The sequence below is a fragment of the Faecalispora jeddahensis genome (assembly GCF_000577335.1).
Classification (GTDB): domain Bacteria; phylum Bacillota; class Clostridia; order Oscillospirales; family Acutalibacteraceae; genus Faecalispora; species Faecalispora jeddahensis.
Genome location: NZ_CBYL010000027.1, coordinates 24,500 through 39,580, shown reverse-complemented (window position 1 = coordinate 39,580; position 15,081 = coordinate 24,500). Strand labels below are relative to the sequence as shown.

The 15,081-nt window shown below is 45.3% G+C and carries 11 protein-coding genes; all 11 read right to left on the bottom strand.

All coding sequences use genetic code 11. The annotated features are described in order from the left end of the window. Positions 1-400 precede the first annotated feature (400 nt). The 11 genes from TY09_RS11210 to TY09_RS11165 all read right to left on the bottom strand — a co-directional run bounded on the left by TY09_RS11210 (position 401) and on the right by TY09_RS11165 (position 14,890). Positions 401-778 carry a hypothetical protein gene (locus TY09_RS11210; RefSeq protein ID WP_042434345.1) on the bottom strand — a complete coding sequence of 126 codons (378 nt, stop codon included), beginning with the start codon at positions 776-778 and terminating at the stop codon, positions 401-403. Positions 779-924: 146 nt separating this feature from the next. Further along, positions 925-1,101, bottom strand: a complete 177-nt coding sequence (locus tag TY09_RS18350) for a hypothetical protein (protein ID WP_157037050.1) — start codon at positions 1,099-1,101, stop codon at positions 925-927. A 382-nt stretch (positions 1,102-1,483) separates the two neighbouring features. Beyond that, positions 1,484-1,810 (bottom strand): hypothetical protein, encoded by a 327-nt coding sequence (locus TY09_RS11205; protein WP_009061556.1) that lies wholly within the window; start codon positions 1,808-1,810, stop codon positions 1,484-1,486. A gap of 17 nt (positions 1,811-1,827) precedes the next feature. Further along, positions 1,828-2,637 carry an RHS repeat-associated core domain-containing protein gene (locus TY09_RS17640; RefSeq protein ID WP_187119606.1) on the bottom strand — a complete coding sequence of 270 codons (810 nt, stop codon included), beginning with the start codon at positions 2,635-2,637 and terminating at the stop codon, positions 1,828-1,830. A 225-nt stretch (positions 2,638-2,862) separates the two neighbouring features. After that, positions 2,863-3,492: a hypothetical protein gene (locus TY09_RS11195; protein WP_042434342.1), complete on the bottom strand. Its 630-nt coding sequence runs from the start codon at positions 3,490-3,492 to the stop codon at positions 2,863-2,865. A gap of 3 nt (positions 3,493-3,495) precedes the next feature. Further along, entirely contained in the window at positions 3,496-9,735 is a 6,240-nt protein-coding gene (locus TY09_RS11190; RefSeq protein ID WP_081759653.1) for a DNRLRE domain-containing protein, read from the bottom strand. 564 nt (positions 9,736-10,299) lie between these two features. Beyond that, positions 10,300-11,448, bottom strand: a complete 1,149-nt coding sequence (locus TY09_RS11185; RefSeq protein WP_009061602.1) for an amidohydrolase family protein — start codon at positions 11,446-11,448, stop codon at positions 10,300-10,302. Between the two features lie 86 nt (positions 11,449-11,534). Beyond that, positions 11,535-11,768, bottom strand: coding sequence for a hypothetical protein (locus tag TY09_RS11180; protein ID WP_009061596.1), 234 nt, complete (start codon positions 11,766-11,768; stop codon positions 11,535-11,537). 20 nt (positions 11,769-11,788) lie between these two features. Further along, complete coding sequence (locus TY09_RS11175) at positions 11,789-13,159, bottom strand: TRAP transporter large permease subunit (protein ID WP_009061559.1); 1,371 nt, start codon at positions 13,157-13,159, stop codon at positions 11,789-11,791. A gap of 24 nt (positions 13,160-13,183) precedes the next feature. Next, the gene (locus TY09_RS11170) at positions 13,184-13,885 is read right to left on the bottom strand and encodes an RraA family protein (protein ID WP_042434336.1); all 702 of its coding nucleotides are present in this window, start codon (positions 13,883-13,885) and stop codon (positions 13,184-13,186) included. Positions 13,886-13,915: 30 nt separating this feature from the next. Next, complete coding sequence (locus TY09_RS11165) at positions 13,916-14,890, bottom strand: hydroxyacid dehydrogenase (protein ID WP_042434333.1); 975 nt, start codon at positions 14,888-14,890, stop codon at positions 13,916-13,918. Between the last annotated feature and the right edge of the window lie 191 nt (positions 14,891-15,081).

Below are 15,081 nucleotides of genomic sequence, written 5' to 3'. Positions count from 1 at the left end.
TTCCACGGATAGGTTTGGCACCCATATCGGATTTTGCTCATACTTTTTCGTATGACTGACGGTTCCTCATACTCTCCCTCCCTTTCTACTTTCGCCTTTTTTCTGTAAAACAGAAACATTGTGACAAATGCCACGTTTCTTTCTTTGATTGAATTATAACAATGGAAGGAAGGGCAGTCAATTCATAGCCGATTTTTTTACCTTTGTTTGTAGGATTTGCGTAAGAAAGCACTTGACTTTTTATCGTGTTTTTTTAGTGCAGTCTGTGCACCTTCCCGTTTTTATAAGGCCAATTTCACCTGGATTTTGATTTTGCGTGTAAAAGAACCCCGCTTCATAGAAGCGGGGTTCTTTTACACGCAACAATGGTTTCTCAGGATTTATAGAAGTTTCTAAAATATTAAATTTTATTCTTGTGAATCTCTTTAACAACGCTTTGATCATCTTTTGAAAAATCCCATACGCTTAAAGATTGAGTTAATTCGCCAGTCTCATAATTTAACTTTGTATATCCCTTTTCTCCGATAGTATATACATATGGTTTTATCTCTTGATAATTCGTTATGGTATCTATTGCTGCAATTTTTTCTCGGTCATATAGTACATATTTTTTATCATTAGAATCGGGATACGTTCCAATTAAAACAACAATTCGAGCATTTCCAAAATAGTCATGAGTATCCCTACCTCCAATAGGATATTCGGTCGTTTCCTCACATGAAACGAATGAACAAATACAGGCAAGTAGAAAAATGATAGTTATAAATTTTTTTAACATAAAGACCTCTAGTTGAAAAATGATACCCACGGTATAGCAAAGGATTTAGCTTGCCGATGAAGTTGGTCTTGTCGTCGCTGCTGGTGTTAGTAAGAAGCTTATCCCAAGCATCATAGATGTATTCTACAATGGTGCTGAGGTTACTGTCAACAATACCTGTCGTCGCCTTGGGCGTTCTTTAAGTAGTAATAGGCGTCGTCGTGGTAGGTAAAGCCGACTCTGGTGCCGTCACTATCATACATAAACCATATGGTATCATATCCGGTTCTTTGCGCAACAATGGTGCTGCCGTCCACCAGATAATCAGTTAAAGTACCGCCCACGGTCTTGCTGATACGGATACCATCATGGTTGTAGGTATAGCTGGAAGTTTTTCCGTTGACAGTGGCGGCCTGCCCAGGTGAAACTCATGCCGTCGCGGTAGGTGAGGGGATTGCCGATCTGGTCATAGGTGAGGAATTGGCCGTCGTAATTCGTCAGGAGATATCATTACCGCAGAAACTGAGAAACTGTTCCAGTGAGTTTGTCCCTCGTAAATCGAGCTGATCTGGTACGGTTATTGGGGATACCTCTTTAAATTTTAACAAGGAAGTCATAAAAAGAAATAGAAATGCTTATAAGCATTTCTGTTTCTTTTTACATATTTTACAAATTGTGTCAATAGTATAAAAACTTTTTTCAGATGGGTGCAATGAAAACAATGATTTACTTATAATCAATCACAAAGTAATCGTCAATCAATTCTCCTTCCAAAGAATATACAAGCTTGTATTCCCCAGCATATTTATTTTCATAATAAAATCTTAAGAAGACGATAATACATTCTTGTTCTGATTCTGCCCATGATATAAGAGTCAAAGCCGCCTTATAAAATTTAGGAACTAATAAATTTTCATCATAATTCGGAAATTGTTGATGAAATTCCTCTGCATATTCTGTCTGGTATGAAGTGAACTCCCGATTAAAATATTTGTAGATTTTCTCCTCAATATTATTATTAATTACCCAGCTTTTCAATTCTTTGGTATCCATATTTTGGTCCTCTCTTATTAGTGCAATGCCTTCTCGAACAATTCAAAAATAATTTGACCTTTATCATTCATGTTTCCATATATTCTCCAATCTCCATAATCTGCTTTGACTTTTAGTTCATATTGATATGCTTTTCCAGCCACTTTAGTTCCAGGTGCTAATCTTTTAATTCCGCTACCTTCTTTTCCAACAATACCTTTTGCTAATGCATTACCAAATGCAGTCCGACCTTTTTGCCCAAATCGATTTCCTAGCTGATTCATTGTAGACCGTTGTATCCATCCCTGAACCTTGATTCCCCCACTAATTCCGTAAGCATAATTAGCAGCTAAAGAATCTCCATATAAAAATGCATAAAAGTACATTTCCCAGCTGAAATCATTATTTTTTCCCAACTTGGTAGTGTACATATTTGCATATTTAATTGCTGATTCAATCTGGATTTTTTCAGCAGCTCTTAAATTGTTCTCCCGAATATTCCAAATTGCCTGACCCAAGGACGATAACTTTTCCCAGATGAGACCATCGCTGTCCACTCTTGTTACAGGATTATTTCCACAGTACAAATATAAAATAGCAGCAGTTAAATCTTCTCCAATAGAAATATTACTGTCCGCATTCAAGAACCTACCCGTCACCGGGTCATAATATCTGTTGCCCAAGTAGTACAGCTCGGTTTCCGCATCATAGTAATACCCACAGTACAGGAAAGGATTCAGCTTGCCGATAAAATCAGCCTCGCTGCCGGTGGTCTCAATCAGCTTGCCCCATGCGTCATAGCTGTATTCTACAACGACATTCATCTCACTGTCAACAATGCCCGTCACGTCACCCTGCGCGTTCTTCATGTAGTAATAGGCGTCGTCGTGGTAGGTAAAGTCTACTCTAGCATCGACACGGTCATAACTTATTTGCCGTTAGCCTGCTCACAGGCAAGAGCAATATGAAATCAACGAGGATTAAAATGAGTGTTACTAGTGGATTATATCAGCACAAAGGAACAGCACTGAAAACGGTGTTGTTCCCTTGTTTCGTGATTTAAATTGAGTGACTTATAGTTTGTTCTGTTTTTCTAGATACACTTGCAATAAATATTTTAATAAAAACATGCTTTCGAAGTTTTCTAAAAAAGCGATAATCATTAACATAACTGAAAGGAATATAGCGTTTGGGTCTTGAGAAGTATCGTTAATAAATAACCTTGCAGCGATGAATCCAGAAAAACTACCAATAAATGACCACCTAGTAATACTTGTATTATTGCGGACCTCTCTGTTGTAAGCACCCTTTTTTATTAAGTGAAAAACTAATACTAAAAGGAACCCTATATTAACAACTATCAGTGAGAGTAATATTAATAGTAATGGCATATTATCTTTAGAATTTAATATTGCAAATCGATATGATGCCACTACTAAGATGACAGATAAGTTAATTGATTGGATACCAACAAATAAATTCTGCTGTTTTAATGTAATTTTACTAGCTGAAATTAACTTTGTAGCATAACCGGTAACAAGGACATTTCCAGTAAATAAAATCACAATCAAAGATTGGTTAATCAAGTAAATGATAACACTAAGTCCCCAAGAGAGCAAAACACGCGTGAATACCTGTTTCTTCTTAATTGGGGTGTAATTGTAGTTAATAAAAGACACGATACTTTCTTTTTCAATTCTCATTTTTCACCAACTGTTTGCAAAATCTTTTACATGTCCTCTGATAGTATTGCCTTGAATTGAAATCCCATCAGTAAACACATAAATTGTAGTTCCTATCACAAATCCTGCTGCTGCTCCGACAATATTTCCGAAAACTGGAGCAACTGTGCCAACTGCTGCACCCAAAGCGCTACCAGCCGCTCCAGCAGCCCATATACTACCACCAGAGACTGCTATATCTACAGTGGCATCTATTAAGATTTTCTTTTGAGAAGCATGATTTTGGATATTATCGTAGATACCAATACCTGTATCAAGAGCTACAGCGCCATAACCGACTTTACCAAGAACTTTACTTGAAGTGCTTTCAAATTTTTTGATTTTTCTTAGATCTTGCGAAACAGTCTTTTTCCATGTGCCGGCTCCAATATTTTTAGGACGCGGAGCACTATTTACCGAATTAGCAAGTGCAAGAGAGCCTCCGGCACTTCCGATCGATAGTCCATCTGCTACAAGACCATAAACATTACTGGGATCAGTTAAATAGTTACTAACAAAGCTTTTTACAGAATTAATAACTGATTTAACAGTATTGCTAATCCAATCCCAAACTTTACCCAAACCCATAGGGTCATGGAAGTTAGTTGGGTTATTACTGCAATAAGCAAACAAATTGTACGCAAGTACATCTCTGTTTAATCCTAAAATAGTATCCGCATTCAAAAACTTGCCGATCTGCGGATCATAATATCTACTGCCCAGATAATACAGCCCCGTCTCCGCATCATAGTAATACCCGCGGTACAGGAAAGGATTCAGCTTGCCGATGAAATTGGCCTCGCTGCCGGTGGTTTCGATCAGCTTACCCCAAGCGTCATAGCTGTATTCTACAACGACATTCAGGTCGCTGTCAACAATGCCCGTCACATCGCCCTGCGCGTTCTTCATGTAGTAATAGGCGTCATCGTGGTAGGTAAAGCCGACTCTGGTGCCGTCGCTGTCATATAGAAACCAAAGGGTATCATAAACGGTGTTTTGTGCCACAATGGTACTGCCATCCACCAGATAATCTGTAGTGACGTCATCCACGGTTTTGCTGGTGCGGATACCATCGCTGTTGTAGGTATAGCTGATGGTTTCTCCGTTCACTGTGGCGGTAGATAGCTGGCGGCCTGCCCAAGTAAAGTTCATGCCGTCGCGGTAGGTGAGGGGATTGCCGATTTGGTCATAAGTGATGGATTGGCTGTCGTAGCTGGTCAACAGGTCTTTCCAGTTGTCGTTGTCGTAGGAGTAAGAAACGTTGAGGAATGCATTCCCCGGTTGACCGGTAGAATAGAGATAGTATCTGACCCGAGTAATATTTCCGCCTACATCATAGTCGTAGGTGACAGTGTTTCCAGCCTTCTGGTCATCCACACGGACAAGCTGATTCAACTGGTCATAGGTGTAGGTAGTGAGATTACCGGCAGCATCCGTTACTGTACTGATGTTTCCATTGTTGTCGTAGGTGTAATCATACTGGGAAAGGACGACGTTGTTTGTATCGCTGATCCAGCGGGTATTGATATACTGTTTGGCAAGAGTAGTCGTTCGATAGTTAGACATAGGGACAAATTTTGTCTCTGTGCGAAGAGTTGGATCACCTTCGTGATGAATTAATTTCGTTGCGTTAATCCGGTTCAAGGTGTCATAATCAAAGTCCATTTTCGCACCAGATAACAGAGTGGCTTCCTTTTTCCGGTTGTCCACATCATAGGTGAACGAAGTGAGGCGTGTCTGATTCGCAAACCGGAAATACTGGCTGATAATACGATCCATGTCGTCGTACTGCTGACGAATTTCGGTATCCTCCCCGAACGTTTTTCGTGTCAGCCGGTCTGCCATGTCGTAGAAAAAGCTCGTGATTTTTGGGGCCGATTCAGAGGTATCGGTCACTCTGGCCAGATTTCCACGCGCATCGTAATCATACTGATACGTCGGCGCGTTATTCTTTTGTACGGAGATGACACGGTTATATGGATCATATCCATAACCAATTCTGTAATTGTTGCCATAGAGGGAATACAGCAGGTTTCCGTTTCCGGTTTCGTAAACGTGAGTAATCAGATTTTTAGTGCCAACTTTGATATTGATAGTGTTTCCGAAGCCGTCGTAGCCAAAATTATAATCGAACCCGTTGTGAGTGATTTTGCTCAGCCGATCAGCGTCGTCATACTCATAGCTGTTTGTCACAGTTCCAGCGCTACTCAATGCGCTGACCTCTGTCAGAAAATAATTGTCAGAGTCATAGGTGTAACTTGTCTGATATCCCTTGGGATCAGTGACAGAGTTAATGAGACCGGTAATCGCATTGATGCTGTAAGTAGTGATGTTTCCGCGCTGATCGGAGGCAGAGATTCTGTAGTTCCCGTTGCTGCTGTACCCCTGTGTAGTCTGCAGGTAAGGGTTAGCGGAAACTGTGGTGTTGATTTCACCGGAATCATTAATGACACCCATTTTGGTATCTATCACATTCCCCTTGCCATCGTAGCTGTAATACATACCGATTTTGGTTTGTTTGGACTGAGCAGATCTTAAGCGGTGAAGATTTCCCTGATTGTTTTGATCTCCATAAAAATATTGATAGGATTCATTATTGCGTTGCTTTGCAAGGGAAAGCTCTTTGGCATTGGTATATTGGTACGTTTCATTGTTGAAGGCATTTTGTCTGGAGGTAATCGGCTGGCCGTTTGGGTCATAGGTAAACGTGGAGCCTGTTTCATCCAGATTCAATTGCACATCATAAAAGTAAGCGGAATTCGCGTTTTTATAATAGATGATATAAAATTCTACTCGATCAATGATTTTGTCCAGATTGTCCTCCAGTGTATAAACAGGACCGGTGGTGTATTGCTCTCCACTTGAATCCGGATTAAACGGTACGACTGTCCACTGCTTTGTACCGTCCTTGAAGATCAAACCAAGGTCAAGAGCAAAATACCGGCCGAGAGTAGCGTCTGTCGGAATAGAATTCCCGTGCGCTTTTCCGGATATCACAAATGCAATTGTTCTTGCTGATTTGTTAATCGGAATTTTTTGGCTTAAGCTTTTGTTTATCGTCGGATTTCCCTTGATGTGCATCTCTTCATTGGAAATTCCGTCGCCGGATTCCAGCCCGCTGCCAGTCCAATTGATTGGGATATAAGAACTGCCGTCGATGGGGTATTTCAGCGACGAATTTTCCAGCATATTATAAAGATTGGCCACATTTCCGGTTTCAAGCTGCAGGCAGTCGAACCATGCGGTTCCAGTTGCGTTAATCAGCCCGGCATTTAAGGCAACTTGGGTCGTGCCCACCGGAACAGTAAAGGTCAGCGAGATTCTGTTCCATCCATCAGAGAGACTGCTCAAAGCACTGGAGGTTCCGTTGATGCCGCCCTGGCCGACGAATTCAGCTGAATTTTCGCCGATCGCCTGCACAAACAGATTGGCAAACCCATTGGTAACCAGTTCTGTTTTTACATAAGCGGAGAACGTATAAGTATCCCCCGGTACTAAATCTGTTTTCACCTGCCTTGCGCTGACCATGCCGGTTCCGGACTGTGTCTGCGTTACCTTCAGAGAGTTGTTCCCCAGAAAAGCGTTGTCAGAGGCTATAGTCATCTGTCCGGTAGATGTGCCTTGCCGATAAAGCGTCCAGGAAGGGGGCGATTCTGTCAGCTCGGCACTATGATTCGTCAGCAGGTTTACAACCGGACGGATCGTTGCAGCCTGCGCGGATATTTTATTTCTTTGAGGAATGTTCTGGGGATTCACGGTATACCCGTATGCGCTGGCGGAACCATCTGCGTTTACCACGCTGACTGCTCTGCCGTACCAATCAAAGCTGTAGGTTTCATTCTGTTGCTTTCCAAGCGCGGAGATATATTGAAAATCGGTTGTGTTGTCTATTTTATAAGTCATCTTAACCGTATTTCCAATCTCACCGGACTCGGAATACTCCTTGGCACTGGTTACGCGATTCCGAATCATCCAGTCCGAACCATTGAGCTCGTAGGTGTATTCCATCTGGCTCCCGTCAATATCTGTCGCCGAAGTCAGTAGATTCCCGCTGTTATAGGCATAGCGTGTGATTTTACCGTCAAAAAAGGTGATGGAAGTCAGAAGCTTATTATCGGTGTCGTAGCGGAGCTGCGTCCGTTTTCCATCCGGTGTCGTAACGGAATCCAAGTTTCCATAGCTGGTGTAGCCAAGAGTCGTTACCCGGCCTGCGCCGTCCGTAATGGTGGAGAGTTTTGCACCGCTGTAAGCCAGAGTGAGTGCATTTCCATTGATATCGTAAATCTTTCGGAGATAACCCGACTGTGTGAATGTTTTCTTAGAGCCGTCCTGATAGCTGAGCGTATAATACTCATCGGTGCTGCCCCCGGTGGTGAGGATCATGTCATAACCGTCTTCGTCCATATATCTGGAAGAATTGGACGGGTCTGTCACAAAAAAGTGTTCGGTTCCGTCTTCGTCCAGATACAGAAATTTGTATCCGGCGGCGGTCAGCAGCCTGAATTTTTCTTTTTCTGCATCATTTGTCGCGTTGGATTCGGCTGTGCTATCGATTCGTTGGCTCAGGTTGCTTTGGAACCCCATGCCGTAGGTTCCGCCGCGTTTCCCGTCTTTAAACTGCGTGCCGGACATGCTGCTGTTAAACACCAAGCCATAGCTTAATGGCATCAGCTCCCCGGTTGTCCCGGTAAGGGGAATGGTGAACACCAGATTTCCGGTATAGTCATTGACATGGCCGGTTCCCGCTCTGCCGACAGACTGCTGGTGGTAGCTCCAGAATTCCTGTAAACCGGTCTGGTTGACATAACGGATTGTAAGAGTCGGATACAGACCGGTACCCGACGGATAATCAGAAGAATAAAACTGGTTTCTGACCGCCGCGGATTCACTGTTTGCCACTAGCAGAACACCTTTGTGGCCCCTAGAACCATCATACCAGCCTTTGACCAGTTTTGTCAGATCCCAAGAGACAACCTTTTCGTTTGTACTTTGAGAAGTCGCAGCATAATCAAGAATTGGCCCGCTCATCGATGATTGAACTGCCGAAAGGGTGTTGTTCCATGTGTCACTATGTTCATTCCAGGCGGAACCCATTTCATACGCGTTGATCAGCATAGAACCGGTGGAAGGGTCCATCCCGTTTTTAAACTGCACCAGATTCATTTGAGCCTGCACCACCATGTCGCCCTTATCCATTTTAGGAAGATCAAAGTCCATCAAAATCCGGCAGGTTTTATAGGTTACGGTTTCATTTCCAATGTACATGCTCCCCATATAACCAAAATTGTTGTTTGGGGCGCCGGAGCTGACGAAAGTGTCCCGGACGGCGCCGCCCGAACCAATGGTGGGATCGATCGTAACGGGGTAGACTCTGGCGGAATCGTTCAGCCACTCCTCATCGGGAGTGATTTCAATTTGAAGAGCTTCGGGTTCCTGCCTTACGATGCGCAGAGAAACGGCACTGCTGATGACGCCTTCGGAGTCGGTCATCGAAGGAGCTTTGATAGTATAGATCGGGTTCTCCTGCTCTGCGTCTTCTGCTTCATACAGAGCAATAGTTTGATCACTGGTCTGTTTTGGAATCAGTGAGCCGATTTGATAGGTTTCGGTAAATTTTTTTTGCGCATCCCTGGATTTTAAAACGATATTTTCTTTTACAGAGGAAGCAGCGATCAGGTACTGCACATCAACGTTTGGGAGTGCATCCCGATACAATACTTCATGGCTCAGCTTTTTCAGCCGTAAAAACTGGTCGTTATGACTTTCATAGGATGGTGTTTCTTGTGCCACCAGTTCAGACCTGGCTTTTCCCGCACCGCCCAATCCCCAGCTGATGGAATGCTTACCGGTTTTCAGGGTAACGAAGCCTTTCGGCTTGATCACCTTTTCCAAACTGATGGAAGTAAGGCCCGCTTTGTTGGTAAGCCGCTGAGATGCTTCAGGTGCTTTCGCATCTGTCACACTCAGGGTGTTGTCGATGTCCTGCCATAAACCCAAATCGTCTTTGTAATGAATCGGCTGATCATACGAGGCGGCCAAAAATGTGCCGTCACTCATTAGAAAGGTCTTGGAGGTTTCCGTCCGTTTTTCCGGATATTCGGTGATGATGGTTGCGTCTTCAAAGGTCGTATCTTCATTGTTTGGAATCCCAATTTCCTGAACCTGCTGATCTACAATGCTGTCAATACGTTCTTCGGTTTCTTTTGATGTAAAAGCGTTCATCATGTGACCTCCTTACTATTATTTGGTTGTTTTGGGTTTATTTGGCTTGAGTATAAAACAAATAAAGAGTTAAGTCAACATAAGTAACAAAAAATTTACATAATATTTATAGAGGGTTGTGAATAAGCTCCGGTTATTACGGTAATTTTGTACTATTTGAAATAAATAATAGATTTTATAGGTTAACAGAAATCCTTGTTTATGTGAACTTTGCAGAATCTTTTCCTGAGATTGATTACTCCAAAATATCAATCGAAGCATTCGTTGGTTTGCTATCGGGAATCGCATTGATCCGCAGTTTGTCATAATCGCTTTTGAAAATTTGCAAAGCAAATCAGATGCAGCATGCGCATTAGCAAACCCTCCAGTGTCAGCAGAAAACAACGCGCCGCATGAAAGAAAGAGCTGTTATAACAAAGAATTTCTTTTATCCTCATAAACAGGTACAAGCTTTTTTGACGACTTGCCTATTAGTCAATACTTGCAATACAAAAGCTCCCGGTCGGCGCATTTCGCACCGACCGGGAGGTCAAATGAATTGTTTGGATTTTTGATGGACAATTGAATTTACTGGTACTCGGGTTCGTAAATATAGTCGGCAGCGCAGTAGACAATATCACCGTCTTTGATCGTCAGCTCAGGCTTGAGCATGTGATCGGCCTCAAATGCGCTTCCTTTCCAATCGCGGTATGTCTGGTGGAATTCTTTCCAGTCAAAAATGGCGACGTCTGCTCTTGCCCCTTCGGACAGGCAGCCGATTTCTCCAGTCATCTTCATCAGGCGGGCCGGCGTGCTTGTTGCCATTTGCACCACCTGCCGCATGGGAATTCCCATGCAAATATAGCGGGACATCAGGTTCGGCAAAGAAAAAATCGTGCGCCGATACATACTGCCCAGCACTAAATCTGTACTGCAGATATCAGCGATAAAGCCCTGTGCCATCGCGGCTTTCATCACATCGTAGTCGCCATGCTTGCGGCCCTCGGCAGTGTCAAACCAAATGCCGCGTTCCCGTGCTTTGCGAACGCATTCATACAGCTTTCCGTTTTCGTCGATGATTGTGTTTTTTGCACCCTGATAGACATGTTCGAAAATGTCGCCGGGGCGCAGTACCTCCAGCACTTCGCAGGTGGGAACCGGAAGATTGGTGCAGTGTACTTCTACCGGGCAGTTGATTTTATCTGCAATGGCGACCGTAGCTTTCAGCGGTTCAATTCCAAGACCCATAGCCAGTTCTTCACTCTGCCTGATTTTCAGTCCCAGAATATTGTCTTTGTTTTCTTCATAGATTCGGGCAATTTTTTCTGCATTAAAGTATTTGGGGTCGATGCACTCGTGGTAACTGGTGGTAACGAGTCCTGCCGAGCACATCTGCAGAAAGCTTTTGATGGTCACCTTGCTTCTCTCGATCACTGCGGAGCGGAACATCCGGTAATTGGAAACGCCCGCGGTTGCATCCACAGCGCTTGTTACTCCCGTTGGCAAATAAGCGAGATCCGGGTAGATTCCGATATCTGTTCCTTCCGCAAACATATGCGCATGCGCATCGATCAGTCCGGGGAAAACATAACGTCCGGCAGCGTCAATCGTGTGCTTTGCCGGTTCTCCTTCTTCGTATTTTGTGATTTTTCCGTTATAAATGGCAACCGGCTGAATGTTGTCGACCTGATTGAGCGGGTCGATCACGTGGCCGTTGATGATTAATAAATCCAGCATTTCTTTCCTCCTTTTTCATTGATGCAATTTCGCCGTACAGGAATACGGATTTCTCCGTATTCCTGTACGGCTGTGTCGGTGAATACTCAGTCCGCTTTCATCTGACCTCTCATATAAGCCAATAGAATAGCAATAATGGAAGACACGGCCGAAACCATACTGGCCGGTACTGCAATCGCTTTATATAGCGAAGTGGACAGCGCTCCATTCAATGTAATAACAGCAAATCCCTGCGCAAGGACCATCAGTGTAACTGCTACAAAGAAAATGATGGTGGTGATAACACAAAGGGCGTCTAAAATTTTCTCTGCCGTTTTCATGGGAATCCTCCTTTTACAGACTATTGAATAATAGGCAGTACTCCGACTGCTACCAGAGTGGCTACCCCAATCAACGGAAGGACATAGTCGGTGATTAGCGGTACAAAAATAACCTTGGGGTCATCTACCTCGGCCAATCCGCACGAAATAAAGATAGGAGACGAGCTGGGGGGAGAGGCGCCTTCCGTAGAAATGCAGATCATAAACGCAACGACTGCGGCAATCGGGTTTACTCCCGCGCCCACAAAAACAGAGAACGCAACGGAACCCACGGCAGCGGTTGTGGCAACGGCGCTCAGGGGCCCGGCTACCAGCACGATCATGATGCAGGTCAGGATAATCATAACCAGATTCGGCAGGGTAAGAGCTTCCAGAAGCACCTTGAGGTCCTGGTCGAAGCCGACCATGGTCAGCACATTGCTGGCGGCCAGAGCAAACAGAAGTACGCCTCCGACGGTTGCAAAGGTCGGCTGGCAGCCCTTGAGCAGGCCGATCCATTCACTGCCTGTCTGGGGCAGGCTCTTTCTGCCGACAATCAGGCAAATCACGCTGACAACGACGGGAACCCACAGAACGATATTGATCGAAGAAACGCCCGCTTTGGCAAAGGATTCCGCAGCAGTCAGGAACTTTGCGATGGGGCCCATGGTCAATAGCAAGGGGATCGCGATACCGGCCAGCATCAGCAAAGAAGTCCAGTTATCATGGAAGGATTGGCCGAACGGCTTGATCTGATCCTCCGGAACTGCCTGTACATTGTATTTTTTCGCATACAGCCATACCCGGATCAGTCGATACACGAATGTCCACGCGCCGCCGCACAGCACGGCAATATAAGCTTGCCCGACCGTCATTGCAGCTGCAACCGGGGCCAGACCTAACAGAAGAAACATGGCGGTGCAGGAGGGCATGGATTGCCCAACACCGGCATTGCCCGCATTCATGGTAGCGGATACTTCTTTCGGCCAGCCGCTTTCCTTCATCCACGGGACTGTAATGGCGCCGACCGTTGCACAGTTGGCAATCGCATTACCGGATACCAGGCCGAATAAAAAGCTCGCGCATACGGAAACATAGGCCGCGCCGCCTTTTATGCGGCCTATAATGGAGTTTAAAAGTTCAACCAGACGAGCGATCATTCCCGTCTTTGTCATAATGACCGACATCAGCAAGAACAGCATGGTCGCGAGAAAAGAACTCTCTTTCGAGGCTGAGAGCAAAGCGGTGCCCAAAGTGCCCGGAAAAGCAGAAAATCCATTGAATAACGCGACGATAAGAAAACCGATGCCCATGCACTCGGCTATGTTTCTTTTCAATACAAGCATCCAGATAATGATCGCTGCGATGTAAATGATGAATGCCCAGATGCCGATTCCGATTCCCAAAATCATGAATCATTCCCTCCTTCTCAGAACTTATCCTGTACATTTTCCTTGAATTATTTCCACGTTCTTCTTCGCCAAAGTATCTTCTACCCACTGGCGTTTTGCAGTGCCATTTTTTGCGGCGGTCACCTTGCTGGCATCCGCTTCCGCATATTTTTTCGCATCCTCCAGAATCTGAGCCGCGTCTGCTCTGGGAATGATGATGACGCCGTCCCGGTCGCCCAGAACAATATCCCCGGGATTTACCGCAATATTGCCAATGGAAATCGGCACGTTGATCTCACCCGGGCCTTCCTTGTACGGGCCGCCGGGGGTAGATCCGGTTGCATACAGGAACATCTCCATCTGAGACAACTCCTGGACGTCACGGATCGGGCCATCCAGCACAATGCCCTGTACCTTGCGGGTGCACTGTGCGTAAACCGCCATGATTTCCCCCATCAGGGAGTGTGTGCGGTCTCCTTCGTTGGATACGATAATGACGTCGTCAGGGCCGGCCATATCCAGAGCCTTGTGCAGCATCAGGTTATCGCCGGGGCGGGCCTTCACGGTCAACGCTGCGCCTGCCATAATGGGCCTTTCCGGGCTGCTGATCAGGTGAATCTGGGAATTCAGTGCACAGGAGCGCCCCATGGTGTCCGCCACATTTGCCGCGGGCAGAGCACGAAAGCCCTCCATCACTTTTGCATCCGGTAAATCACGTTCCAGAAAAACTCGGTTTCCTACACTCATGTTCTCTTTCTCCTCTCATTTTATCAGAATTTATTCTTTGGTTGAAATGAAATCTCTCAGCTCCGGGACGACCGCGTGCAGAGGCCGTCCGCAGAAGTAATCGTCTATGTTCTGCGCGCAGGCCAGCGAAGCGCGGCTGGAGGCTTCTTTTGTGGCTGCACCAATGTGCGGGGCTGTCAGTACATTGTCCATTTGCAGCAGGGGGTTATCTTTCTGAAAAGGCTCATCCCAAAGCACGTCCAGCCCGGCCCCGGCGATCTGCTTTTCTTGCAGTGCCTGAATCAAAGCCGGTTCGTCCACAATCGAGCCGCGGGCGGTGTTGATCAGGAAAGCGGTGTTCTTCATCAAAGAAAACTCACGGATGCCAATGCTTTTGACTGTTTCCTCTGTGGCGGGAACATGAAGGGATACATAGTCGCTGACGCGGAAAATCTCGTCCCTGTCCTGCGTCATCTCGATGTAATCCGGCAGCTCTCCGCGGTGGAAGGGGTCAAAGGCGATTACCTTCATATCAAACCCCATGGCGGCCTTTTTTGCGACCAGCTTACCGATATTCCCCAGACCGACGAGGCCCAGCGTCTTTCCGTTCAGCTCTGTTTTCGGAACCTTAAATTTCGCGTAGCTGTAATCCTCCTGATAGAGCTTCTGAACCGTCTTAAAGTTGCGGGAACAGTGGAGCATATAGAAGATCGCCAGCTCAGCCACCGAAATGCTGTTTACACCCGGCGCGTTCATCACCAGAACGTTATGCCGGCGTGCCGCCTCTAGATCGATTCCGTCATATCCTGCCCCGTGCCGGGCGATGACACGCAGGTTGGGCGCCGCATCTAAAATTCTGGCGGTTATTTTTGCGGTGCGGACAATCATGGCGTCACACTTTTCAATGTCTGAGAGAATATCTTCTTCGCCGGGGCCTTTCCCCTCGATGATCTCGTAACCATGTTCGAGTAAGTAATCGTATCCCTCTTTCAAAATAGGTTGTGGCAGTAGTACCTGATAGGCCATTGTGTAGCCTCCTTTCTTGTTACACTCCAATAGAAACGCAATTTCTATGCCAACTGATTTTAAATTTTTAAAAAATATTGACAAAACGCTGAAAAGGCGGATGAAATCTGCATGTTTTTTCTTTTCAGACACAAAAACAGGTTTTATTTTCTGATTGAACATTTTAAAAAATCGTGGTATCATTTTCACAT

What these genes read in the sequence shown, in the direction of transcription:
- TY09_RS11210 (WP_042434345.1), bottom strand. Translation starts at nt 778, where the DNA reads ATGTTAAAAAAATTTATAACTATCATTTTTCTACTTGCCTGTATTTGT.
- TY09_RS11205 (WP_009061556.1), bottom strand. Translation starts at nt 1,810, where the DNA reads ATGGATACCAAAGAATTGAAAAGCTGGGTAATTAATAATAATATTGAG.
- TY09_RS11195 (WP_042434342.1), bottom strand. Translation starts at nt 3,492, where the DNA reads ATGAGAATTGAAAAAGAAAGTATCGTGTCTTTTATTAACTACAATTAC.
- TY09_RS11190 (WP_081759653.1), bottom strand. Translation starts at nt 9,735, where the DNA reads ATGATGAACGCTTTTACATCAAAAGAAACCGAAGAACGTATTGACAGC.
- TY09_RS11185 (WP_009061602.1), bottom strand. Translation starts at nt 11,448, where the DNA reads ATGCTGGATTTATTAATCATCAACGGCCACGTGATCGACCCGCTCAAT.
- TY09_RS11180 (WP_009061596.1), bottom strand. Translation starts at nt 11,768, where the DNA reads ATGAAAACGGCAGAGAAAATTTTAGACGCCCTTTGTGTTATCACCACC.
- TY09_RS11175 (WP_009061559.1), bottom strand. Translation starts at nt 13,159, where the DNA reads ATGATTTTGGGAATCGGAATCGGCATCTGGGCATTCATCATTTACATC.
- TY09_RS11170 (WP_042434336.1), bottom strand. Translation starts at nt 13,885, where the DNA reads ATGAGTGTAGGAAACCGAGTTTTTCTGGAACGTGATTTACCGGATGCA.
- TY09_RS11165 (WP_042434333.1), bottom strand. Translation starts at nt 14,890, where the DNA reads ATGGCCTATCAGGTACTACTGCCACAACCTATTTTGAAAGAGGGATAC.